Origin of the sequence: Flavobacterium sp., from assembly GCF_025352425.1 — a bacterium.
In the GTDB taxonomy this organism is placed as follows: Bacteria; Bacteroidota; Bacteroidia; order Flavobacteriales; family Flavobacteriaceae; genus Flavobacterium.
In genome coordinates this window covers 33,886-59,417 of sequence record NZ_JANXTI010000008.1, presented here as the reverse complement: position 1 = coordinate 59,417, position 25,532 = coordinate 33,886, and the positions used below count along the sequence as shown (strand labels likewise).

Annotated in this window: 17 protein-coding genes; 10 read left to right on the top strand and 7 right to left on the bottom strand. The window is 37.6% G+C overall.

Features of this window, described 5'->3' with window-relative positions:
- Nucleotides 1-16 precede the first annotated feature (16 nt).
- Nucleotides 17-1,645, bottom strand: coding sequence for a T9SS type A sorting domain-containing protein (locus tag Q0Q99_RS01040; protein WP_293890081.1), 1,629 nt, complete (start codon nt 1,643-1,645; stop codon nt 17-19).
- Nucleotides 1,642-7,614 (bottom strand): PKD-like domain-containing protein, encoded by a 5,973-nt coding sequence (locus Q0Q99_RS01035; protein ID WP_293890079.1) that lies wholly within the window; start codon nt 7,612-7,614, stop codon nt 1,642-1,644. Before Q0Q99_RS01035 ends, Q0Q99_RS01040 begins: the two co-directional genes overlap by 4 nt.
- A 325-nt stretch (nt 7,615-7,939) precedes the next feature.
- On the opposite strand from Q0Q99_RS01035, the gene Q0Q99_RS01030 reads away from it, so the two are divergent.
- From Q0Q99_RS01030 to Q0Q99_RS01010, 5 genes are read left to right on the top strand one after another with little or no spacing between them, the layout of a single operon-like run.
- The gene (locus Q0Q99_RS01030) at nt 7,940-8,602 is read left to right on the top strand and encodes a lipopolysaccharide assembly protein LapB (protein WP_293890077.1); all 663 of its coding nucleotides are present in this window, start codon (nt 7,940-7,942) and stop codon (nt 8,600-8,602) included.
- A gap of 1 nt (nt 8,603) precedes the next feature.
- Nucleotides 8,604-9,959 (top strand): Mur ligase family protein, encoded by a 1,356-nt coding sequence (gene murC / locus Q0Q99_RS01025; RefSeq protein WP_293890076.1) that lies wholly within the window; start codon nt 8,604-8,606, stop codon nt 9,957-9,959.
- A 35-nt stretch (nt 9,960-9,994) separates the two neighbouring features.
- Nucleotides 9,995-10,687 (top strand): DNA repair protein RadC, encoded by a 693-nt coding sequence (gene radC, locus Q0Q99_RS01020; RefSeq protein WP_293890074.1) that lies wholly within the window; start codon nt 9,995-9,997, stop codon nt 10,685-10,687.
- Nucleotide 10,688: 1 nt separating this feature from the next.
- Nucleotides 10,689-11,372: a YjjG family noncanonical pyrimidine nucleotidase gene (locus Q0Q99_RS01015; RefSeq protein WP_293890072.1), complete on the top strand. Its 684-nt coding sequence runs from the start codon at nt 10,689-10,691 to the stop codon at nt 11,370-11,372.
- Complete coding sequence (locus Q0Q99_RS01010; RefSeq protein ID WP_293890070.1) at nt 11,373-12,113, top strand: hypothetical protein; 741 nt, start codon at nt 11,373-11,375, stop codon at nt 12,111-12,113.
- Here the strand turns inward: Q0Q99_RS01010 and Q0Q99_RS01005 are convergent.
- A complete protein-coding gene (locus tag Q0Q99_RS01005) occupies nt 12,110-13,387 on the bottom strand; it encodes a replication-associated recombination protein A (protein ID WP_293890068.1) in 1,278 nt (425 codons plus the stop codon). The two genes, Q0Q99_RS01010 and Q0Q99_RS01005, sit on opposite strands and share 4 nt — an antisense overlap.
- 168 nt (nt 13,388-13,555) lie before the next feature.
- Between Q0Q99_RS01005 and Q0Q99_RS01000 the strand changes: the two genes are divergently transcribed.
- Nucleotides 13,556-14,323 carry a rhomboid family intramembrane serine protease gene (locus Q0Q99_RS01000; protein WP_293890066.1) on the top strand — a complete coding sequence of 256 codons (768 nt, stop codon included), beginning with the start codon at nt 13,556-13,558 and terminating at the stop codon, nt 14,321-14,323.
- 128 nt (nt 14,324-14,451) lie between these two features.
- On the opposite strand, the gene rlmB is transcribed toward Q0Q99_RS01000, so the two are convergent.
- The 4 genes from rlmB to Q0Q99_RS00980 all read right to left on the bottom strand — a co-directional run bounded on the left by rlmB (nt 14,452) and on the right by Q0Q99_RS00980 (nt 21,865).
- On the bottom strand, nt 14,452-15,186 hold the full coding sequence (gene rlmB, locus Q0Q99_RS00995) for a 23S rRNA (guanosine(2251)-2'-O)-methyltransferase RlmB (RefSeq protein ID WP_293890064.1): 735 nt from the start codon (nt 15,184-15,186) through the stop codon (nt 14,452-14,454).
- Between the two features lie 70 nt (nt 15,187-15,256).
- A complete protein-coding gene (locus Q0Q99_RS00990; RefSeq protein ID WP_293890062.1) occupies nt 15,257-16,711 on the bottom strand; it encodes a SusD/RagB family nutrient-binding outer membrane lipoprotein in 1,455 nt (484 codons plus the stop codon).
- A 2-nt stretch (nt 16,712-16,713) separates the two neighbouring features.
- Nucleotides 16,714-19,989 (bottom strand): SusC/RagA family TonB-linked outer membrane protein, encoded by a 3,276-nt coding sequence (locus Q0Q99_RS00985; RefSeq protein WP_293890060.1) that lies wholly within the window; start codon nt 19,987-19,989, stop codon nt 16,714-16,716.
- 208 nt (nt 19,990-20,197) lie between these two features.
- On the bottom strand, nt 20,198-21,865 hold the full coding sequence (locus Q0Q99_RS00980; RefSeq protein ID WP_293890058.1) for a hypothetical protein: 1,668 nt from the start codon (nt 21,863-21,865) through the stop codon (nt 20,198-20,200).
- Nucleotides 21,866-22,141: 276 nt separating this feature from the next.
- Here Q0Q99_RS00980 and rpsL point away from each other — a divergent pair, with 276 nt between their 5' ends.
- Genes rpsL through rpsJ form a run of 4 tightly spaced genes read left to right on the top strand, consistent with a single transcriptional unit; the run spans nt 22,142 to nt 25,509 of the window.
- Nucleotides 22,142-22,525 carry a 30S ribosomal protein S12 gene (gene rpsL, locus Q0Q99_RS00975; protein ID WP_007136570.1) on the top strand — a complete coding sequence of 128 codons (384 nt, stop codon included), beginning with the start codon at nt 22,142-22,144 and terminating at the stop codon, nt 22,523-22,525.
- 23 nt (nt 22,526-22,548) lie between these two features.
- A complete protein-coding gene (gene rpsG / locus Q0Q99_RS00970) occupies nt 22,549-23,025 on the top strand; it encodes a 30S ribosomal protein S7 (RefSeq protein WP_136151630.1) in 477 nt (158 codons plus the stop codon).
- 10 nt (nt 23,026-23,035) lie between these two features.
- A complete protein-coding gene (gene fusA / locus Q0Q99_RS00965; protein ID WP_293890052.1) occupies nt 23,036-25,192 on the top strand; it encodes an elongation factor G in 2,157 nt (718 codons plus the stop codon).
- A gap of 11 nt (nt 25,193-25,203) precedes the next feature.
- Nucleotides 25,204-25,509, top strand: a complete 306-nt coding sequence (gene rpsJ / locus Q0Q99_RS00960; protein ID WP_136151632.1) for a 30S ribosomal protein S10 — start codon at nt 25,204-25,206, stop codon at nt 25,507-25,509.
- The last annotated feature ends 23 nt before the right edge of the window (nt 25,510-25,532 follow it).

Sequence of the window (25,532 nt, the reverse complement as noted above, 5' to 3'; positions counted from 1 at the left end):
GATTTTTTATTTATAATTAATTTATTAATTTTTTGGTAACTACAACATCATTGCCCAAAGTAATTTTTGCAATGTAAACCCCATTAGGATAATTGAAGGCGGCCGAAAATTGGTTTGAAATCTCGGTTGGAGAGTAAGTATTGATAAGTTTTCCGGCTATATCATAAAGACTGATTTCTTTAATAAATTCAATCGATTCTATTCTTATTACATGACTGGAAATCGAAGCAAAAGTGTTTGTAATACTTGGATTGTCTGTCCCTAATGCACTTCCCGTGAAACGAAGGGAAAATCGATCATTGTATATGCCAACAGGTAACGAAATACTGAAGTCGGCATTTTTAATATCATAATCCGTTCCCGTTTCTGCATCATGAATGTATAATTGAGTATCTTCAGAGATGTTTTCCAATGTGTCAATTTTAATTGTGCATATACCAGCTGTAGAAGTTTTTAGGCCTAGAGGTACTATTTGGTCTAGATTAAAATTTGAAACCCCCTGAATAGTCAATTTGGTATCGGTAGTTTTCCAATATAAATCTTCAGCATTTTCATCTATAATCGGAGCATCATAACCTACATCAAAATAATCGGTAGCGTTCTCATCAACACCTACTAAAATTTGTCGGTATATATTAGAAGGTGATTGATACAATAATCTGATTTTTTGTCTTGTATCAATGGTGTCACTTGCTGTTTGAATCTGATTGCCAGACTTGAAAAATACCGAATTGCTCGCTGATTCAATTTTGAAAGTTCGTTGACTGTTCTTAAAATTAATGGTGCCACCAGTAACTGCCGTACTTAAACCTGGATTATTTCCTGTCAATGCTGAATTTGAGCCAGTACCAATAAAGAATCCTTGAGCTACCGGAATGTATCGTTTTGGGACTTTAGTTCCCATTGAGCCGTTAGCATTTATCAACGGATCGTTTGAAATCGCTACAACTCCACCCATTAATGTATAACTTGAATAGCCACCGATATATTGAGTCAAAATATGAGTTTGTCCTCCAAAATGATCCCAAAAATATAACGCCCCGTTAAAAATATTTGTAGCCGCTCTTCCGGCACCATCTTTTATGTTATCTTTAATAAATTCATCTGCGTCTAATGCAGATGGATATGGATTTCCAACTAGATAACTTTGATTTAAAGAAATCGACAAAGGAATAGTCCCATTATTCGGTTTACCAACAAAAACATAATTTTGCGGAGTTGTAAATGGTGCAATTCCGGTAACTCCTTTCATTGTGAAACCTTCGCCGATATTAATGGTTCCTGTACTCCCAATATATTGCCATCCTGCATAAGCTGTGCTGACGCTTGTATATTTATACATCCAACGTATACTAAGTTTAACAGGATTTGTTACTGCCCCATCTGCAAAATAAGCACCCGCGCCAAAAGTTATAGCACTTGGATTAAATAGATTTGTAGCTGAGTCTGTCCCGTCCATTAAGACACCGTTTAAAGTATAATTAGTGCCGTTGGTAGTAACCGGTGATGACCAATAGTTATAGTGATAACTACTTCTGTTACCCTGTTGGTCTTTTAAAATCTTTCCGGTTCCGGTTGTTGGATTCGCTGCTGTTCCGTTTTGAACAATTTGAGCCTCACCAACTAATCTTAAGTCCCCACTCAATTCAATAAAGATAAATTATTTGCAACTGTTAATTCAAATCCGTCAACAATGCTAATCCCAATCGCACTATTGGAATTGTTTAATGTTAAGTTATAAAAAGTTTCATTTGTTTTAATTCCGGAATTAATCCCTTGAATCTGATTTAATGTCGCACTATTAAAGGTAACAGTTCCTTGTCCAGGTGTAAAAGTACCGCTGTTTTTCCAATCCCTGCTAACATACAAATTCGAGCTGGTCGCCATGGTCACTGATGCGGCATTGGCAATTATTACGTCCTGTGCGTTGGCGATACCGCTATACAATGACGCATAGCTTGAAGTTGAAGGGTCAACAATTGGATATCGGGATAATCCGTTAGGAATTTGTGCATTTATGGTTGCCGATGGTAATCCGCCAGCCCAGTTTTTACAATCAAACCAATCGTTGCTTACTAATCCTGTCCATAGTCCTGCAACGCCGTTTAGTGTAGTAACCACCGCTGAACCAGTCAAATCTTGCGGTTTTGCAGTACATTTTGAGTCGCTTAAAGCTGTTATAGTATAGGTTTGATTAACGGTGATCCCTGAGATACTAAATACATACGGATTCGTATTGATATTATTTACTGTCGTTGAAGTGGTTCCATTACTATAGGTTACGCTCCAAGGTGCGACACCGGTTAAAGCCACGCTAAAAGTTGCCGTTCCTCCGTTACAAATGGTTTGTGATGGGCCAATAGAGGCGGTTGGCCGCTGATTGACGGTAACTGTTATATAAGTAGTTCCATTAGGGCCGGTACTTGTACATCCGTTTAAGTGAGAGGTAATAGCGTATGTTGTAGTTATTGTTGGACTTACTACTGCAGTTGCTGTCGTACTTATTACCAACCCTGTCGAGGAATCTACCCATTCTGATGTCAAATTTAAAGGAGCGTCCGGGATATCAATATTGTCGATCGCCCAGGAGCTATTGGCATTTCCATTATATACAAACCTAATTCTTAAATTTGTTTGCCCAATATAATTGCTCAAATCAATAGTTTCAAGCGGGAAAGCGTTATACGGACTTCTTGTGCTTGCACCCAAATATTGAGCTAATACGACTGTATAGGTTACACCGCCATCCAATGATAACTCTACCGATATGGATGCACCGGTTTGAAGATTAAAGGCATGATTGAAACTTAAAGTACCAGATGAGAGTCCCAAAGTGCTGAAAATAGGCGTTTGCATTATTGAGTTAAAATTTCCGCTAGCGATAGCAAATTTACCAGATGCCGTATAATTAATACCTGCATAGGTACCTCCGTTGCTGGCACTTAATCTAAAAGGGCCGGTAGAGTTGTTACTTGCATTTAAACAATTCCCGCAGCCATCAACTAACCAGTTAACAGGATTAGAGTTGCTAAATGTACCGCCCGTTGCGATGAACGCATTAGTAGCAAACCCACTTTCTGAATATAAATTTGATGAATCGCCAGCACAAATAGTCTGAGGTGTAGCAGTTACCGGCGTGGGTTTGATATTTGGAATAACATTTACCATTGTTACCAGTGAATAAGCCAAATTACAGGCAGCACCATTTTGTATCACAGCTCTAAATATAGTTGACTGTGTAATGTTTGTGTAAGTATTGCTTGCAGTCGTGTTTGCAATAGGCACCCATATTGATCCTCCATTACTACTATATTCCCAACGTACGACATTGCCAACATGACCGGTTAGATAAACTGTTCCGGTAGCGAAGTGACATTCTGTTATGGTTCTGACAACCGGAGTAACTCCCGGTAAGGAACTTGAAACAGTACCGCCAACAGAAGAATTATTAACAATAACGGTAGATGTAATTTGATTTCCGACACAACCATTAGATGTAGGAGTGAAAGTATAGATAACACTTTGCGCAATTGCGGTATTATTGGTCAAAATTTGAGAAAGTGAAAACGTGCTACCGGCAGCAATTACCCCCGAAGTTCCACTTGTGGTGCCGGACACATTAGTAGTATTATCTCGCGTCCAGGTATAAGTCGTAGCTAGGTTATTAGTATTGCCGACAACAATCGCTGAAAATGCAATTCCGGAACAAGCTGTTTGAGTAGCTATATTTACGGTTGTTGTCGGTTTTGGGTTGACAGTAACCGTTAAGGTGAATGTACTTCCATTACAATTTCCAGAAGTTGGAGTTATGGTATAAGTCGCTGTTTGCGCACTAGTTGTAGGGTTTGTTAAAGTCTGAACAACCGAAGCCTGATTACTTCCAGCTGTTCCACCCGTAATTCCGCCTGTAACCACAGGAATTCCCCATGAATATAAAGTTCCAGTTGGAATGATATTTCCACTGCCATTTGTTGGCGTAAAAGTTAAACTGTTTTCGGTACAAACTGTCGCAGTTACATTTTGTACAAATGGTTTAGGTTCTACCGTTACAATTACAGTGAACGATGAGCCGCTACAAATTGGCGAAATTCCGGAAGCAGGTGTAACAGTATAGGTGGCTGTTTGATTTACGTTGGTATTATTGGTTAAAGTTCCGACAATAGAAGTTTGTCCGTTCTGTAAAGCGCCACCCGTCATTCCGCCGGTAACACTCGGTGCTGACCACGAATATAAAGTGTTCGATGGCACAACGGTACTCGCGTTTGGAACTCCGTCAATAGGTGTAAGACTAAATCCACTTTGACTACAGGTAGTAACGGTTTGAGTTGGAATAACCGCCTTTGGACTGACTATGAGTTGCGCATCATTTGAGGTAACACTAGGAGCACAGCTTCCGCTAACGACACATTTATAATTCGATGAAGCATTTGATGCGCTTATAGGATTTATTGTTAAGCTTGCGGATGTTGCTCCTGAAACTGAACCACCATTAGTCATAGTAGTCGCTCCATTAAACCATTGGTATGTTAAATTAGATCCCGTCGCAGTTACCGAAAAGCTAACGGAACTCCCGGAACATATAGTTTGAGAAGCTGCCGGTTGGGCGGTAATTGCAGGAAGTTGGCTGACAACCAAAGCCGCGTTATTTGAAGTTGCCGCAGCACACGGACTTGTTCCTGAAACAACACATTTATAATTGGTTGCCGCATCTCCGGTAACGACTGGATTAATTGTTAAGGCTGCCGATGTTGCGCCTGAAATCGATCCGACATTAGTTAAGGCAATTGCTCCTTTATACCACTGATAACTCAATCCGGTTCCGGTTGCCGCAACTGAAAAAGTAGCTGAGCTTCCAGCACATATAGTTTGGGTAATGACAGGTTGACTTGTTATGGAAACAATTTGGTTAACTATTAATGCCGCATCATTTGAAGTAACACTAGGAGCACAACTTCCGCTAACAACACATTTATAATTTGTTGAAGCATCTGAAGTGCTTGCGGGATTTATCGTTAAGGTTGCTGATGTGGCTCCTGAAACCGAACCACCATTAGCAATAGGAGTCGCTCCATTGAACCATTGGTATGTTAAATTAGTACCTGTTGCCGTTACCGAAAAGCTAACGGAACTCCCGGAACATATAGTTTGGGAAGCAGCCGGTTGGGAGGTAATTGCAGGAAGTTGATTCACAACCAAAGCCGCATTATTTGAAGTTACCGCCGCACACGGACTTGTTCCTGAAACCACACATTTATAATTCGTTGCTGCATCGCCGGTCACGACAGGATTTATTGTTAACGTTGCCGATGTTGCACCTGAAATGGATCCACCGTCAACTAAGGCTGTCACACCTTTATACCACTGATAACTTAATCCGGTTCCTGTTGCCGCGACTGAAAAAGTAGCTGGGCTTCCAGCACATATAGTTTGGGTAAGGACAGGTTGACTTGTTATGGAAACAATTTGGTTAACTATTAATGCCGCATCATTGGAAGTAACATTAGGAACGCAGCTTCCGCTAACGACACATTTATAATTTGCTGAAGCATCTGAAGTGCTTGCAGGATTTATTGTTAAGGTTGCTGATGTGGCTCCTGAAACTGAACCACCATTAGTCATAGTAGTCGCTCCATTAAACCATTGGTATGTTAAATTAGATCCCGTCGCAGTTACCGAAAAGCTAACGGAACTCCCGGAACATATAGTTTGAGAAGCTGCAGGTTGGGAGGTAATTGCAGGAAGTTGGTTGACAACCAAAGCCGCGTTATTTGAAGTTGCCGCAACACACGGACTCGTTCCCGAAACCACACATTTATAATTGGTTGCTGCATCGCTGGTCACCACTGGATTTATTGTTAACGTTGCTGATGTTGCACCTGAAATGGACCCGCCGTCAACTAAGGCTGTAACACCTTTGTACCACTGATAACTCAAACTGGTTCCAGTAGCAGCAACTACAAATGTTGCAGTATCTCCTGTACATAAAGTTTGAGTTGCAACAGGTTGAGAAGTTATAATAACTTTTTCTATTACTATCAACTCAGCATTTGCTGAAGTTGCAGCTGGAGAACAAGTTCCGCTTACAATGCAATTGTAATTTACTGATGCATCGCCTAAAGCAACTGGATTTATAGTAAGAGTAGCACTTGTTGCACCCGCAATTGAACCCACATTATTTAATGCAGTAGCGCCATTGTACCATTGATAGGTCAATCCTACTCCAGTCGCACTTACCGAAAAGCTAACTGAACTTCCTGAACAAATAGTTTGTGTAGCAATAGGTTGTGAACTTATTGCAGGTAATGCCAATACATTTACAGTATTGGTTGTTTTACTACAATTTGTGGTTGAATTGGTAAAAGTGAAAGTTGTACTTCCTGGTGCAAGACAATTTACAAGTCCGGTATTATCAATCGTTGCTTTGGTATTATCACTGCTAGTCCAAGTTCCTCCTGAATTGGGGCTTAATTGAATAGAATTTCCAATACATACACTGGTTGGTGATGAAACCACAGGAAGTGCATTAACAGTAACTGTAGTATTTACAGAACTTGTACAACCATTTCCATTAGTATAAGAATAAGTGATAATTGAAGTACCTGCGGAAACAGTCGAAACAACGCCACTTGAATTTATGGTGGCAACTCCAGTTGAAGCACTATTCCAGCTACCGCCCGAAGTTGAATTTGACAAGGTAGTAGTAGAACCAATACAAACTGATGTGGTTCCTGTAATAGGATTTAAAACAGGTAAAGGATTTACAGTGAAATTACTGGCACTGGTTCCTGTTCCTGACGGCGAGTTAACTGTTATAGTTCCGGTTGTAGCACTAACAGGTAAGGTTGCCGTAATTTGTGTATTGCTGTTAACTGTAAATGAAGCAGAAACACCATTAAAACTAACATTAGTAGCTGTATTAAAATGATTTCCTGTAATAACTATTGAAGGAGTTGAGCCAATACAGGCATTTGTAGCTGTAAAACTTGAAATCGTTGGCGCAGGTGTATAATAGACCTTAATTTGAATATAATCCACAGAAGCAGTAAGCGAATTGTTCGCAGTTACGGATAATACAGCGCCGAAATTTGAAGCATTAATATCAGAAGCTAACCATGTTAAACCCCATTTATCAGTCGGGCTTCCATACGTTGCAGTAGTTAAGGCAGTTGGATAACCAACGCCAATTGCCGCATTGTTATTGCCAAGAACAGAACCGTTTTTTACTAATTTAACAACACTGTCACTAGTAACCCTGCCACCATTATTAGCACTTGTTCTTCTATTGATTATAACTTCAATACCATTAATTACTACACCAGCCGGAATAGAAAAACCATAATTGCTTCCATGGATATAATTGGTGAATGCACCACTTGTAACAGCAACTGTAGCATTAACGCCGTCAGCAGCAGTAATATTTCCTGAATTTGTCCATCCGATTGTTCCGGTTGCAGCATTGTTAGCACCAGTTCCGGCATTGTTTGGTCCGGCTGTTTGAGCTATCGTAAAGTTTCCTGGGAAAAGAATGAGCGTAGCTAGAAGTAAGATATATTTTTGTTTCAAAAATAATTCTAGCAGAAATTTTGTTTTTTGTGATAAGTAGTTTTTTTTCATTGGGCAATGAATTTTAAACTATTAATAATAATGCGAAGGTATGTCGAGTTTTTAACCTTAAATAATTTTTCGGACACACTGCTTTAAAAACCCGATAAAGTGCATTTTCCTATTTTTTTATTGTTATATTAATTTTAAAAATCTGTTATTCAACAACATGCATATTTTAGTAAGGCGCATTTCAACGAACGAAATAGAACTTTCATAGATATTTTGGATTATCAATCCTTCTATCAATCTTAACAATTACTATTTCAACAAATAGGATTAATCACTTATATTTGTTTCGATGAAAATTTCTAGCGCTTTTTTACTTTTTTTGCCCATGGCAATCTTTTCCCAAACTAATTTTGAGAAAGCCGAAAAACTATTTAAGCAAGAAAAATTTGCTGCAGCAAAGCCTATTTTTGAAAGCAGTTACAAGGAAAATCCAAATCAGTTAAAGACTATTGAGTATCTTGGCGATATTGCCAGTAATACTAAAGATTGGGATAAAGCGGCTTTTTATTATGAAAAACTAAAAACATTAAAGCCTAATGAAGCGGATTATTACTATAAGTATGGTGGCGCTTTAGGAATGAGAGCACAAACTGGCGGAAAATGGGTTGCCATCAAACTCATAAGTGATATTAGAGGATCATTTGAAAAAGCACTGAGCCTTAATCCAAACCATATCGGAGCACGATGGGCTTTAATAGAATATTATCTTCAGTTACCCGCTTTTGTTGGCGGTAGCGAAAGAAAAGCGCAACGATATTCGAATGAATTATTTAAAATTTCGCCTGTAGATGGATATCTTTCCAAGGCACATATTGACGAATATTTTAAGCGATATAAAAGTGCTGAAAAAAACTATATTAAAGCTCTACAAATGGGCGGCTCAAAAAACACCTATCAACGATTAGCAGATTTATATAGGGAAAAACTACATCAACCCGAAAAAGCCCTTCAGGTTTTACAGGAATATAAAGAAAAAAACAAGTCATAAAATGCGTACACATTTCATAGCCATTGGAGGAGCGGCAATGCACAATCTTGCTTTAGCATTACACAATAAAGGATATCAGGTAACCGGAAGCGATGATGCTATTTTTGAGCCTTCAAAAACAAGATTGGAAAAGAAAGGCTTACTGCCAAATGAATTTGGCTGGTTTCCCGAAAAAATAACTTCAGAAATCGAAGCCATTATTCTCGGTATGCATGCAAAAGCAGATAATCCTGAATTATTGAAAGCTCAGCAATTAGGTTTAAAAATCTATTCCTATCCGGAATTTTTATACGAACAATCCAAAAACAAAACCCGCGTCGTTATTGGCGGTTCACACGGAAAGACAACCATCACATCAATGATTCTGCATGTTATGCATTATCACAATATTGAAGTCGATTATATGGTTGGCGCACAATTGGAGGGCTTTGACACTATGGTTCATTTGACTCATGAAAATGATTTTATTGTTTTGGAGGGCGACGAATACCTGTCGTCTCCAATTGACAGAAGGCCAAAGTTTCATTTGTACCAGCCAAATATCGCTCTAATTTCGGGCATTGCCTGGGATCATATCAATGTGTTCCCGACGTTTGAGAATTATGTAGAGCAATTTGAAATCTTTGTTAACCAAATCACCAAAGGCGGAATTTTGGTGTACAATGAAGAAGACGAAATGGTTAAAAAAGTCGCCGAAGAAACTACAAATACCATCAGAAGAATACCTTATAAAACACCAAGTTATAACGTTGAAAGTGGAACCACTTTATTAGACACACCTGAAGGACAAATGCCAATTGAAGTTTTCGGAGCACACAATCTCAATAATTTAGCTGGTGCCAAATGGATTTGTCAAAACATGGGCGTTGACGAAGCCGATTTCTACGAAGCCATTGCCAGTTTCAAAGGCGCATCCAAACGTTTAGAAAAAATTGCGGAAGGCAAGGGCAAAGTCGCTTACAAGGATTTTGCGCATTCACCAAGCAAGGTATCGGCAACAACCACAGCTGTTAAAGCACAATATCCAAACAGAAAATTAGTGGCTTGTCTGGAACTTCACACGTACAGTAGTTTGAATGCCGAATTCTTGAAAGAATATGAAGGCGCACTTGATGCTGCAGATGTTGCGGTGGTTTTCTATTCGCCTGATGCAGTGAAGATAAAGCAACTGGAAGAAGTGACTTATAACCAAATTGCGCAATCCTTCAAACGCGATGATTTGATTATTTATACCAATCCCGCTGAGTTTAAGGATTTTCTTTTTAATTATGATTTAAGTAATTCGGCGCTGTTATTAATGAGTTCCGGGAATTATGGCGGATTGAATTTTGATGAGGTGAAAGCGTTAATTATTTAAATCAAATTCTTACATTTATCATTAATTAAATAATGATGAGTGAACAAAAATTTTCCATAAAGAATTGGGCGGAAGATGATAAGCCACGAGAAAAGCTGATGCTAAAAGGAAAAACTGCTTTGAGTGACGCCGAGTTGGTTGCTATTCTCATTGGTTCGGGAAGCAGAAACGAAAGTGCTGTCGGTTTAAGCAAAAGGATTTTGTCTAGTGTAGATAATAACCTAAATGCATTAGGAAAATTATCATTGAAGCAATTAATGGAATTCAAAGGAATAGGCGAAGCGAAAGCTGTTTCAATCGTTGCCGCTTTAGAATTAGGCCGACGACGTAGAGCAGAGGAAACTGTCGACCTCCAAAAAATAACTTCAAGCAAAGCTGTTTTTGAAATTATGCAACCCATAATTGGCGAGCTGCCACACGAAGAATTTTGGGTGTTGTATCTTAATAATTCTAATAAAGTAATATACAAGTCACAGCTTTCCAAAGGCGGAATTACAGGAACTGTGGTCGATGTGCGATTAATATTCAAAACTGCTTTGGAACAAGGCGCAATTTCCATAATTTTGACCCACAATCATCCTTCGGGCAAACTTCAAGCGAGCGATGCGGATAAGGATATTACCAAAAAACTAAAAGTGGCTGGCGAACAATTAGATATCAAAGTCCTCGACCACATTATAATTACCGAAACTGGCTATTTCAGTTTTCAGGACGAAGGCATTTTTTAAAATGAAAAACATAACAGATATTTTCTTCGATTTAGATCACACGCTTTGGGATTTTGATGCAAATTCGGTTTTGGCTTTTGATAAAATCTTTGCAGAACATCATCCAACAATTGCCACCAATGCGTTTATCAAAATCTACGCACCAATAAACCAGGCGTGCTGGAAGTTGTATCAGGTTGATGAAATTACGCATGAAGAGTTGCGATATAGTCGTTTGCGACAATCTTTTGATGCTTTAAATTATACTATTTCTGATGAAGAAATAAATCACATTGCCCATTATTACATCGAGTATATGCCCGATAACAATCAGTTATTTGATGGCGCAATTGAAGTTTTGGAATATTTAAAGCCAAAATACAACCTTCATATTATTACCAATGGGTTTGCCGAAGTGCAAGGGAAGAAGATCAATAATTCGGGTTTAGGGAAGTATTTCAATACCATTACCAATTCGGAAATGGCAGGTGTGAAAAAACCACACGCTACCATATTTGAATATGCGCTATCTTTGGCGAATGTTAAAAAAGAAAATGCTATCATGATTGGTGACTGCATTGATGCGGATATTCGCGGCGCGATAAATTTTGGTATGAAAGCTATTTTGTTTGATGAAAAAGGAATCTACGCTGCAGAAGGGTTGCAAACTATAAATCATTTATTAGAATTAAAAAAAATATTGTAAATGAAGAAAATTGTATTGTTGTTTATTTTAATCTCGGGTTATGCATTTTCGCAAAACATTAATGATTTCCAATATGTAATTGTGCCTGTAAAGTTTGATTTTTTAAAAAAAGATGACCAATACGGACTAAATACATTAACCAAATTATTGCTGCAGAAATATGGTTTTAAAGCTTATTTAAGCTCTGAAGAAATTCCGTTAAATGTTGACAATCAGAGATGCAATTTTTTATATGCTGATGTTACAGATGACAGCGGAATTCTGATGACTAAAGTTAAGGTAGCCTTGAAAGACTGTAAAGAGCAACTGCTTTTCGAAACTCAATTTGGTAGTAGCCGAGAGAAAGAATATGCAGCGGCATATAATCAGGCATTGCGTGAAGCTGGAAAATCATTTGATAAACTGGATTATAAATATAGTGGAAAAAGTGAAGCTACGCTTGAAGTAATAGAGACCAAAACAGCAGTTACAATTCCTAAAAAATCAATTGAACCAACTGAGATTTCTTCATTGTATTCGGAGCCGCTTTTTGCAAAACCATATGGTGAAACTGGATTTCAATTACTGACGAATAACACCGACGTTCCCCGATTCGTAATGACAATTTATAAGACATCATCACCCGATTGTTATCTTATAAATAATGGTGTTTTGCTACGAAAATCGGGTAAATGGTTTTTAGAATATTATAAAGAAGACAAATTAATTTCCCAACTAGTATCTATAGTAAACCTTAATTAATAACCATACTTATCCTTCCAGCGATTCTTTAAGAAGTTACCCAATTCATTTTCACGTGCATTATTCCCAGGTTTGTAAAAAGCGGTATTTTTGATTTCATCAGGCAAATATTCCTGGGCCGAAAAATTGTTTTCATAGCTGTGTGAATATTGGTATTCTTCACCATAACCCAATTCTTTCATCAGTTTTGTTGGCGCATTACGCAAATGTATCGGCACCGATAAATCGCCGGTTTGTTTTACCATTTGCTGCGCCTCGCCAATAGCCATATAACTTGCATTGCTTTTAGCCGATGTTGCCAAATAAACAGCACATTGGCTCAGGATAATCCGGCTTTCGGGATAACCAATGGTCGAAACTGCCTGAAACGTACTATTTGCCATAATGAAGGCTGTTGGATTTGCGTTTCCGATGTCTTCGCTTGACAAAATTAGCATTCTTCGGGCAATGAATTTCACATCTTCGCCGCCTTCAATCATTCGGGCCAACCAATACACCGCGCCGTTTGGATCGCTTCCGCGTATGGATTTTATAAATGCCGAAACAATATCGTAATGCTGTTCGCCGGTTTTATCATAAAGAACCGTGTTTTGTTGCACCAATTGCAAAACTTTAGCATTGGTTATTGTAATTAGGCCTTCTGGGCTGGCGTTAACGACAAGTTCAAAAACATTTAATAGCTTTCGTCCATCGCCGCCGGAAAGCCTGATTAGCGCTTCGGTTTCTTTTAGTTTTATTTTTTTGGAAACCATAAATACATCTTCCTTCATGGCTCGATTTAATAAAGCCAACAAATCATCTTTTGAAAACGGATTTAAGACATACACCTGACAACGTGACAAAAGCGCGGGAATGACCTCAAAGCTTGGGTTTTCGGTTGTGGCTCCAATAAGCGTTATCCACCCTTTTTCTACAGCGGCCAAAAGCGAATCCTGCTGCGATTTGCTAAACCGGTGAATCTCATCAATAAACAGGATTGGGTTTTTTGCAGTGAATAAGCCGCCGCTTTGTTTGGCTTTGTCAATCACATCGCGAATGGCTGCCACACCACTATTTATGGCGCTTAACTCATAAAACGGACGATTACTTTGCTTAGCTATAATCTGTGCCAAAGTAGTTTTTCCGGTGCCGGGTGACCCCCAAAATATCATAGATGGAATTATACCACGGGCAATTTGTTGGGTCAACGAACCATTTTCACCAACAAGGTGTAATTGGCTTATATAATCCTCCAATTTTTGTGGTCGAATGCGCTCGGCAAGTGGTGCTTCCATGATGTAAAAATACGGCTTTACCAATCAATGGGCAACAATTCTTTCCCGAAACCTTCTCGCTATGTATCGGCAAACTTTCGGGAAGCTTTGGTTTAAACTGACAAATTAGCATTACTTTTAGTTTGGCTATATTTTTGACAATAGCAAAAAATAATTTTAGCTTTAGCAATGAACGATTACCATCATTTTAAGTTTACCCCTTCTGTTTGGCTGGTGCCTTCATTGCTGCTTATTCTGATGTGGGCAGTTTTCTTCTTCGAAAATAGTTTCAATATTGATTTGACTTCACACGGAATTTTACCAAGAACCGTATCAGGCTTGCAAGGTGTAATCTTCAGTCCGTTTCTTCATGGCGATTTGAACCATATTGCTAACAATTCGATTCCTTTATTTATTTTGGCAACGGCACTTATTTATTTCTACAGGGATATTTCGTTGAAAATTTTGTTTTATGGGATTTTCCTTTCCGGATTAATAACCTGGATAATTGGACGGGATTCCTATCATATTGGTGCCAGCAGTTTAATATATGTACTTGTTTCCTTTATTTTTTTCAAAGGAATGATGACGCAATATTACCGATTAATGTCGTTATCGTTGACAGTTGTGATGCTCTACGGTGGATTGATTTGGTATGTTTTTCCAGAAGTGGATAAGCAAATTTCCTGGGAAGGACATTTGGCAGGTTTGATTACGGGTTTCTTTTTCGCTATAAAATTTAAAACACCCGATTATAAAAAAGCGATACAATACAATTGGGAAAAACCCGATTTCAATCCGGAAGATGATGCTTTCATGAAGCACTTTGATGAGAATGGAAACTTTGTCAATACTCCGAAGCCTGATGAAGAAACGGAAGAAATTATTGCATCTCCGGCGATTGGTTATTCTTATGTTTATAAGGAAACGACAAACGATACCAAACCAAACGATTAGTTCTTTTCTAGCCCCGATAGTAATGAAAATAAAAATGTCACGACACTTCGTGACATTTTTATTGTATTGAATAGCGGGAATAAGGATAACTGATAATCCCGAACCATTCGCTTCTAAATATCAAATATTTACTGTCTTTGACGAACAGCTTCATAAAGAAAAGCACCACAAGCCACAGAAACATTGAGCGAGCCAATACTTCCAAACATAGGAAGCTTTGCTTTTTCATCTACGATTTTTAATACGGATGGATTGATTCCTCTGTCTTCACTTCCCATGATAATTGCGACGGGTTCGTTTAACGAAATATCGTAAATGTTTTGGTCTGTTTTTTCGGTGGCGGCTACGGTTTTTATTCCGCTTCCCTGAAGATGAAAGATAGCATCTTTGATATGTTCGACTTTGCAGATTGGAACATTAAATACAGCGCCGGCTGAAGTTTTTACGGTATCACCATTAACAGGAGCAGAACCCGCTTTTTGAACTATGATTCCATCAACACCGGTACATTCAGCGGTTCTTATGATGGCACCGAAATTTCGGGCATCGGATATTTGGTCAAGTATCAGGAATAAAGGTGTTTTTCCCGATTCCAGCACTTTTTCGATTAAAGTTTCCAAATCGTGGAAGGCAATAGGGGAAATTGTAGCAACCGCGCCTTGATGATTGTTGGAAGTTAATCGGTTTAGTTTTTCAACGGGAACATAGGAGAAATTGATGCTTTTTTGTTTCATCACTTTCATAAGTTCCTTCATTAATTCGCCTTGCGTGTCCGATTGAATAAACACTTTGTCAATAGCTGCACCCGACTGTATTCCTTCAATAATTGCTCTAATCCCGAAGATTTGATGTTCTTTTTCCATGGCGCAAAGATATAAAAAAACCATCCCGTTTTAGAACGAGATGGTTTTGATTATAAAAACATTCTTAAGATTAATTAACGTCCCAGAATATATGAGTTGTCAGCGTATTTCCTCCAATAGCCGTAGAAGCAGCTTCCACATTAGTTGCATTTAAAGTTTCTTCTCTAGCAGGGTAAGTTAAACGTGTAGGCACTTCAGTTTCATTTGCATCTGCCGGAGCAATTAAAACTGGGTAATTCAATCTTCTCCAAGATATCCATGCTTCGAAGCCTCTGTTGTAAAGAGCCAGATAAGCTTGTTCGCCTATTTTTTGCTGCCATGGTCCTGTTGCTGTTGCATAGGCTACGCTTGGCTGCGCTAAATAAGCTGCAATGGCTACAGGGGAAACACCCCAGTAACTCATTGATGCAGTAATCGCCGCATTATAATGGGATTCAGCGGTACCCGCGATAGGTATTCCTCTTTCAACAGCTTCCGCTAATAAAAACTCGACTTCAGCAGCATCCATTATGGTTCCTTCAAATGTTGGTTCCACTATCATGGTACCAATATGTGAAAAATTGGCAAAGTTGTTACTGTCTCCAGGAGTACCACCTTCATAAATGCCGCCAATCTGTGTGAAATACGCAGCTCTTCTTGGGTCATTCAGGGCATTCATTTTATCAATAATAGTACTTGTTGGAACAAAGTCGTCTCTTCCTGTAGATATTACATCCACAAAAATAGGATTCGTATTTGGTTTTGCTGCTAAGTACGACAGGTCAGTGTTATCATTATTAGTTAAAATTACACCATCCGTTACCGCAGAAACAACCTGAGCAGAAGCATAAGTATGATCGATGTCATCCATATTGATAGCCATTCTTAAACGTAAAGAGTTAGCAAATTTTTGCCATTGCGAAGTGTCGCCACCATAAATCAAATCTTGTGTGTCGAAACTTCCATGACTGGTGTCTAATCCATGCGAAGCAATGGTTAACTTTGAAATTAAATCTTTATATATAGTTTTAGCATCATCATAAGCAGGCAGAGGATGATCTAAAGGATCTAATGCTTCAGTATATGGAACATTACCAAAAGTGTCTACTAATACAGAATAAGCATAAGCCGTCATGATGTCTATCAAGTGCCCTTTATTTGTTCTTTCAATTTCCTTATCGGCAATTTCCTGAGTTGTACCTGTATAGACTTCAGTAGCCAAAACTTTTCTGGATTCTTTTAAATCTCTTAATACATCTCTGTAGATAGCTTGCCAGTGATTGTCTGGAATTGTTCTTGTAGCGACATCATAGTTACTTTCATCAGTATATGTTGTTTCAGTCCATTGTTGCATAAACAACCTGAACACATTAAGATTAACACTCGTATTGACCATTTGGTCCACCATGTTTTTCTCAGCATTGGAAAACAAAAACTCCGCCGGAACCGCGGTAGGGTTTACAGTGTCTTCGTTTAGATCTGTTATATCGTCTGTGCAGGAATAAAAACCCGCAAAAACAAACATTAATAAAAATATCTTTTTCATAATTAAAATTTAAGCGTTAAGTTACCTCCAATATTTCTTGTGGTTGGTAATGACCCCACTGAATAACCAGATGAAAGATTACCTGAGCCTAGACCACTTTCGGGGTCAGCATCTGGTAAGTTTTTGTGAATTATCCATAAATTGGTTCCAACCAAGCTGAACGTCATGTTGTCTATCCTCAAGTTGTCTATCCATTTTTTAGGGAAATTGTACGATATAGAAACTTCTCTTAATTTAACATAGGAAGCGTCATAAATAAAAGCTTTGTTTGGCTGTCTTCTGTATCCAAAACTGTTTCCAAAGTTAAACGGTCCAGGGGCTCTTGTTTCGTTTGGAGTTCCATCTGCATGAACACCTGGAAGTATAATACCTCCGGAGTCAGTTCCTGTTGTTATAGGATTCCGGATTGGGTTTCCAAGGTCATTTAGTGCCGCGGTTTCATCAGGTAAACCGGTTGCTAAACCATACGATCTGTCCAAAGAGAAAATATCTCCTCCTTTTTGTGAATCAATTAAGAAACTGAATGCAAAATCCTTATAAGTAAATTTGTTTCTAAGACCACCTGTCCAATCCGGATTGATATCACCAATATTGTTATTAGAGCTGGAGTTTAGTACATATCTACCATTAGCTCCAACAATTCTCTGACCGTCTAAATAAGTAAAGTCAGTTCCTTTAATAATACCGTAAGGTTGTCCTACACTGGCGTTGATAGATACACCACCTTGGAAGCTTCCTAATTGCAGATTATCAATACCTTTTGCAAGTGAAACAACTTCATTTCTGTTTCTTGCCCAGTTTACATTAATATCCCATTGGAAATTTGCGGTCTTTACTGGTGTAATGTTCAATTGTACTTCAACTCCTTTGTTTTCTATGGAGCCTGCATTAACGTATCTTGAAGTAATACCTGTTGCCTCAGAATATGGAACCCTGTAAATTTGATCCTTACTCAAAGAACGATAGTAACTCACATCAAATCCCAATCTTTTATCAAACATCTGCATTTCTATACCCGCTTCATAACTGGACGTTACAGTTGGTCTTAAATTTGGATTGTTTTTGATAGAATTTACAGAGAATAATCCATTCCCATTAAACGCGGGGAATTTAGAATAAGTATCAGCTAAAGCTTGGTCCGGCGCGCCGTTACCTACTTCTGCCCAATTTAATCTTAATTTACCAAAGGACATCCATTTTTGTTTAATTAAGTTAGAGAACAATAAACTACCTGAAATTGATGGATAAGTTACAACATTATTATCTTTAGGCAAGGAAGAGTAAGCATCACGTCTCACGGTACCGTCTAAAAATATAAAGTCATTAAAACCGAAAGAAGCCTGAGCATAGTAACTGTTAATTCCGCTTTTTGGACGCAATTCATAAGGATCATTAATAGGCTGAACTGAGTTTAATAAACTATATACTCCAGGAACAATGAGCCCACCATTTGTGGAAGCAAATAAAATATTTTGGTTTATTCTGTTGATTGTACCTCCAAATAAACCTGTAAAATTAATTTTGTCCCAAGTTTTTTTGAAATTGAACATCAAATCATAGTTGTTTTCACGGTAGTTTTTTTCAAATCTTTGATAACCAGATTTCTCATCTTGGCGAACATTATCAGCATTTGGGACTCCAAACTCGGAAGAAACTGAGCCTTTGGCTCTTCTTTCTTCCTGTGTTTCAAAGTAAGTGTCCGTAGATACTCTCGTTGTAGCTGATAACCAACTGTTAATCTTATAATCAAATTTAGCATAACCTAAGAATCTGTCTCGGCTATCATTTTGATAGTTTTTATATCTTTGGAAATAGGGGTTATCCCAGTATGCTGGTGATAAGTCTGTTGGTGACTTGATATTCCAGGTAACATTTTGGCCGCCCGAGGCATTGTAAACTTGTTCCAATTCTTTTATGTCAACGTTTGTTTGCCACCATTGACGGAAGTTTGACATGATGTTGTCGTTATATCCTGTGGAGTTTCTACCAACGGCTTTTTGTGTAGTGTAATTAGCAAAAACTGATACAGTAAACCTGTCGGTTAAATTATGGTTTAATTTTACGCTAAAGTTATTTTTGTTGATTTCGCTATTTGGTAGTAGCCCAGTTTGTTTTAAATTACTAAAGTTAAAAACAAAATTGGACTTCTCATTCCCATCTTCTATAGAGATGCTATTATTTAAAGAAAGAGGAGTTTCGAAAAAAGTAATCGGACCATTTTTTGCCACTTTCCACTCTGTTTTTTGACCAAAGTTTGGAGAATATGGAGTGAAGGCATCCCATTGGTAAACAAGACTATTGTCAAAAGGAGCTCCAAAAGAGGCATCTTCATAAAAAGGAACTAAATTATCTAAAGTTCCATCACCATCAATATCTTCTTGATTGAAGTAACCATCTTCGTCTGGTCCGTAATACAATCCATATCCTGCACCATACTTGTTTTGATATTTGATAAAAGTACTTTTGTCAATACTTCCTACAACGGCTTCAGTTGAGAAAGTTACTCCCATACCTTTTTTACCCGCTTTTCCTTTTTTAGTAGTAATTAATAAAACCCCGTTACCCGCTTGATAGCCATATAAAGCACTCGCAGCAGCACCTTTAAGTACATTTACAGATTCGATATCTTCGGGATTAACATCCGCAGCTGCATTACCGTAGTCAAAAGTTGTTCCTCGACCTGTTACCTGGGCTCGTGAATTGGTATTCGAATTATTTACAGGAACACCATCAATTACCACCAGCATCTGATTGTTACCAGTCAAACTTTTTACACCACGTGAAACAAGATTAGTAGAACCTCCAAAGTTGTTGTTTCTTCTAACCTGTAGACCAGCAACTTTCCCCGACAAGTCGTTTAAAAAGTTCCCTCCTGCGGTACCTGAGTTTAAATCGGCTCCTTTAATTTCCTGAGTGGCATAACCAAGAGATTTTTTTTCTCGTTTAATACCCAAAGCAGTAACAACAACACCTTCTAATTCGATAGCGTCATCACTCATCTTTGCATTAACTGTTGTCGACGAAGCCACAATTTCTTGGGATTTCATTCCAACAAAATTAAAGATAAGTGTTTGGGTTGGACTAGCACTAATGGAATATCTTCCATCAATATCGGTTTGAGTACCCGACGTAGTTCCCTTCACGAGAACATTTACTCCAGGGATTGGTAAGCCGCTGTTGTCTGAAACAACTCCAGTAACAATCCTTTCTTGTGCAAAAGAGATTTGCACCAACAACGCTATAAAAAGCGTCAAGAATCCATTTAACTTTGTTTTCATCTTATAATTTGGTTATAATTAGTCTATCAAATGTCATAAACATTTATCAGAAATCCTAATGAATAGTTAAAATACCGTGTTAAATTTTACAAAAAATGGGAATTATGTAAAATAACTCAGAAATTATGCAAAATCACCTAAAAATTCGCAACGAAACGTCGTCGAACTACATATTTTATTAACGATTGATTGAGGTAGAATTTCGGAATTAAAAACTTGCTTTAAAACTGATGTGTACAATGGAGTTTGAAAGTTTTATGACTTGCTCATTCGTGCTTCCGTTAGCGTAGACGATGTTAAAAAGTCCATTTTTAGTTGATAAACCAAAGCCAAAACCCAAACCGAGAAGGTTTTGATCGCTATTTGAAGTTTTGTCCTGAAGATAGCCGTAGTCAATAATCGAGTGAACATAAAGGTTGGAGGTGAGAACATATCGATATTCAGAGAGAATTGAATTAAACAAATTTCCCTGCAAACTATTTTCGTTAAAACCCCGAATGGAGTTTATTCCGCCAAAGCGTTGTAATTCATTTATTATGTAGTTACCACTTTGAAGATAAAAATTTTGAGATTTGATATTTACGATGTTTTTCTGATTAAGATAGAAATTGTGTTTTACAAATAGACTTCCGAAAAACTGATTGTCAGAAAGAAGTTTTGTATCTCTTTTCCCGGTGCCTATTTTCAAATCGAAAGAAGTTTTCTCTGGAAAAAGAAAATCATCATTCTTGAAATCGAGATATTCTAGCGCAGTTGTTATATACGAATTATTAAAATCACTTAAGGTGGAAGTATTTACATTCTGAATATCGCTTGACTCTGTAGATTGATAACCCAGAAACAACCTCGTATTATAATTAAAAAAATAACCTAAGTTTATGGACGTTTTTGTGTTCTGAAAAGTGCTGTCCTGCTTAAATATATTTAATTCTGCTTTTATTCCCAATGGGCTTTTAAAAATATAGGGCAATTCAACACCAAGATTAAATGTTTTTTGGTCCTGCCCGTCACTCTTCCAATATAAGGCCAATTTTTCTCCGGAATTCAAAATATTGTTCAAAACCAAATCCACATAACCGCTAAAAACCACTTTCTTGTTTTCATCATTGGTAAAACCGACGTAACCGTCAAAAGTATTTGGCTTTGTCTTTTCTAAATAAACGTAAATTTTTGTTGAGTCTTTTGTAAAAAGAATTTCGGGATATTTACTTTGCTTGACGAATCGGAATTTTTCAAAATCATTATAGAGCTTATCCAAATTCTTTTGATTAAAAACTTTATTGCGATATAAGCGTATGATATTTTTTTTATGACTTTCAGGAAATTTATCATAGCCATTAATTACAATATCGTTTACTTGCCTTTTTATTTCTGTTTCAATTGATAAGTCAGCAGTAATGGAGTTATTTTTCTTTTGTAGATTTATGAGTTTGACTTTTGCCATGGAAAAACCATTGCTTTCTAATTTTTTTATAGTTGCATTTAAAAAGCCCTCGGTTTCATCGTAAGGAAGTGTTAAGGTATCATTTTTTATACTGTAATTTCCAGCGATATTTTCTTTTGATTTTACACCTATATATATGCGCGCATATTTTATTTTATTTCCAAGGCTGTATTTGAAGCTAAAAGTAGAGTCATTTAGCTTGAAATTTTCTATAAGCTGACTTTCCAAATAGCCTACTTTGCTAAGCTTTTCGTAAAATAAATTGTTTTCATCCAGAATTGATTTTGCATTTTTATGTTTCAGAACATAGCCAATACTGTCAATAATTTTGGTTTCTTTTTCGGTTTGCCCTATAATTTTCAGATGGAATTCCTGGGCAGAAATATTTCCGCTGATGATAATTATGAAAAAAAAGAGCAAAATCTTTTTCAAAATCTCTAATTGTTTGCTTCAAAATAACGCAAAAAATCTGTTTTTATTGTTGTTAATGATTGCGAATAACAATTTGTTTGAAATAGCCATTCGCGGGACTTAGGTTTTTAAAGGCATAGGCAATTTAATGGCTATTCTTTATCTCATTAAAAGACAAATATTTAATTGATAAAAAAATTAATTAATTACGATTTGTTTCATTCAAAATAATTACTACATTTGCAACCCCTAAAAAAGCGGGAATTTAATAAATAAAAGAAAAATTAGTATTTAATTATGCCAACAATTCAACAATTAGTAAGAACAGGAAGAACTCAGATCACTAAGAAGAGTAAATCGGTTGCTTTAGATTCTTGTCCTCAACGAAGAGGTGTTTGTACGCGTGTTTACACTACTACTCCAAAAAAACCAAACTCTGCAATGCGTAAAGTTGCGCGGGTACGTTTGACTAATGGAAATGAGGTAAATGCATACATCCCCGGAGAAGGACACAATCTACAAGAGCACTCGATAGTATTAGTGCGAGGCGGAAGGGTAAAAGATTTACCAGGAGTTAGATACCACATTGTGCGTGGTGCGCTTGATACATCAGGTGTAGCAGGAAGAACACAACGAAGATCTAAGTATGGTGCTAAACGCCCAAAAGAAGCAAAAAAGTAATCTAAAAACTTTAAAGTAAAGACATGAGAAAAAGAGCGGCAAAGAAAAGACCACTTTTACCAGATCCAAAATTTAACGATCAGTTAGTAACACGTTTCGTGAACAACTTAATGTGGGATGGTAAGAAATCGACAGCTTTCAAAGTATTTTATGATGCTATGGAAATTGTAGAAACAAAAAAGAACAATGATGAAAAATCGTCATTAGAAGTATGGAAAGATGCTTTAACAAACGTTATGCCTCACGTAGAAGTACGTAGCCGTAGAGTTGGTGGAGCTACATTCCAAATCCCTATGCAAATTCGTCCGGACAGAAAAATCTCTATGGCCATGAAGTGGATGATACTTTATGCTCGTAGAAGAAACGAGAAATCGATGTCAGGTAAATTAGCTTCTGAAATTTTAGCAGCGGCTAAAGAAGAAGGTGCTGCTGTTAAAAAGAGAATGGATACTCACAAAATGGCAGAAGCAAATAAAGCTTTCTCTCACTTCAGATTTTAATATTTAAGAAATGGCTAGAGATTTAAAATTTACAAGAAATATCGGAATTGCTGCTCACATTGATGCTGGTAAAACAACAACAACGGAGCGTATATTATTCTATACCGGAAAATCACACAAAATTGGTGAAGTACACGATGGTGCTGCAACAATGGACTGGATGGCACAAGAGCAGGAAAGAGGTATTACCATTACTTCGGCTGCTACTACTTGTGAATGGAATTTTCCAACAAAACAAGGTACAGTTTTGCCTGAATCTATTCCTTATCACTTTAACATTATTGATACCCCGGGTCACGTTGACTTTACCGTTGAGGTAAACCGTTCGTTACGTGTGTTGGATGGTTTGGTTTTCTTGTTTAGTGCTGTTGATGGTGTCGAACCACAATCAGAAACTAACTGGAGATTGGCTGATCAATACAGAGTGCCACGTATGGGATTCGTAAACAAAATGGACAGACAAGGGTCTAACTTTTTGATGGTTTGTCAACAAGTTAGGGATATGTTGAAGTCGAATGCTGTTGCAATTACATTGCCAATTGGTGATGAAATCGATTTTAAAGGTGTAGTAGATTTGGTTAAAAATCAAGCTATTGTATGGCATGATGAAACTTTAGGTGCTACTTTTGATATTGTGCCTATCCCGGAAGACATGCTCGCAGAAGTAAAAGAATACAGATCAATTCTTATTGAAGCAGTTGCGGATTATGATGAAAATCTTTTGGAGAAATTCATGGAAGACGAAAACTCAATCACTGAGGAAGAAATCAACAACGCATTACGAGCAGCTACCATGGACATGGCCATCATTCCTATGATTGCCGGTTCTTCTTTCAAAAACAAAGGAGTTCAATTCATGTTAGATGCAGTGTGTAAATACTTGCCATCTCCAATGGATAAAGAAGGTATTGAAGGAATTCACCCTGATGATGCTGATTTATTAGAAGAAGATCAAACTAAAATATTACGTAAACCAGATGTAAAAGAGCCGTTCGCTGCTTTGGCATTTAAGATTGCTACCGATCCATTTGTTGGGCGTTTGGCTTTTTTCCGTGCTTATTCTGGCCGTTTGGATGCAGGTTCGTATGTTTTAAACACACGTTCTGGAAACAAGGAAAGAATCTCACGTATCTACCAAATGCACGCTAACAAGCAAAACCCAATCGATTATATCGAAGCAGGTGATATTGGTGCAGCAGTTGGATTTAAGGATATCAAGACCGGAGATACATTGTGTGATGAAAAACATCCAATTATTCTTGAGTCAATGAAATTCCCGGCACCGGTAATTGGTATCGCTATCGAACCAAAAACTAAAGCTGACGTTGATAAAATGGGTATGGCTTTAGCAAAATTAGCCGAAGAAGATCCAACATTTACAGTAAGAACTGATGAAGCTTCAGGTCAAACGATTATCTCAGGAATGGGTGAGTTACACTTAGACATTCTTGTAGATCGTATGAAAAGAGAATTCAAAGTTGAAGTAAACCAAGGTGAGCCTCAGGTTGAATACAAAGAAGCTTTCACAAAATCTGCTCAACACAGAGAAACTTACAAGAAACAATCTGGAGGTCGTGGTAAATTCGGTGATATCGTATTTATTCTTGCGCCAGCGGATGAAGTGGATGGTAAAATACCAGTTGGTTTACAGTTTGTAAATGCAGTTAAAGGTGGTAACGTTCCCAAAGAATTTATTCCTTCTGTGGAAAAAGGCTTCAGAGAAGCTATGAAAACGGGTCCGTTAGCCGGATACCAGGTTGATAGTTTAAAAGTAACTTTATTAGATGGATCTTTCCACCCAGTGGATTCTGATGCTCTTTCATTTGAATTAGCAGCAAGAATGGGTTACAGAGAAGTAGCAAAAGCTGCCGGAGCTGTAATTCTTGAGCCAATCATGAAAATGGAAGTTATTACTCCGGAAGAAAACATGGGAGATATCGTAGGTGATATCAACCGTCGTAGAGGCCAGGTGAATGATATGGGTGACAGAGCCGGAGCTAAAACTATTAAAGCTAATGTTCCTTTATCTGAAATGTTTGGTTATGTAACCACATTAAGAACACTGTCTTCAGGTAGAGCAACTTCTACAATGGAATTTTCACACTACGAACAAACTCCTTCTAACATTTCAGAAGAAGTAATCAAAAAAGCAAAAGGTAACGCTTAATATTTATCAAGATGAGTCAAAAAATTAGAATTAAATTGAAGTCTTACGATCACATGTTGGTAGATAAATCTGCTGAAAAAATCGTAAAAACTGTGAAAAGCACAGGTGCTGTTGTAACAGGTCCAATTCCGTTACCTACGCACAAAAAAATATTTACTGTTCTACGTTCTCCGCACGTTAACAAAAAAGCAAGAGAGCAGTTCCAGGTAAGTTCATACAAAAGATTACTTGACATCTATAGTTCTTCTTCGAAAACTATTGATGCGTTGATGAAACTTGAATTACCAAGTGGCGTTGAAGTAGAAATCAAAGTATAATTATACTTGAATACAAAACAGGA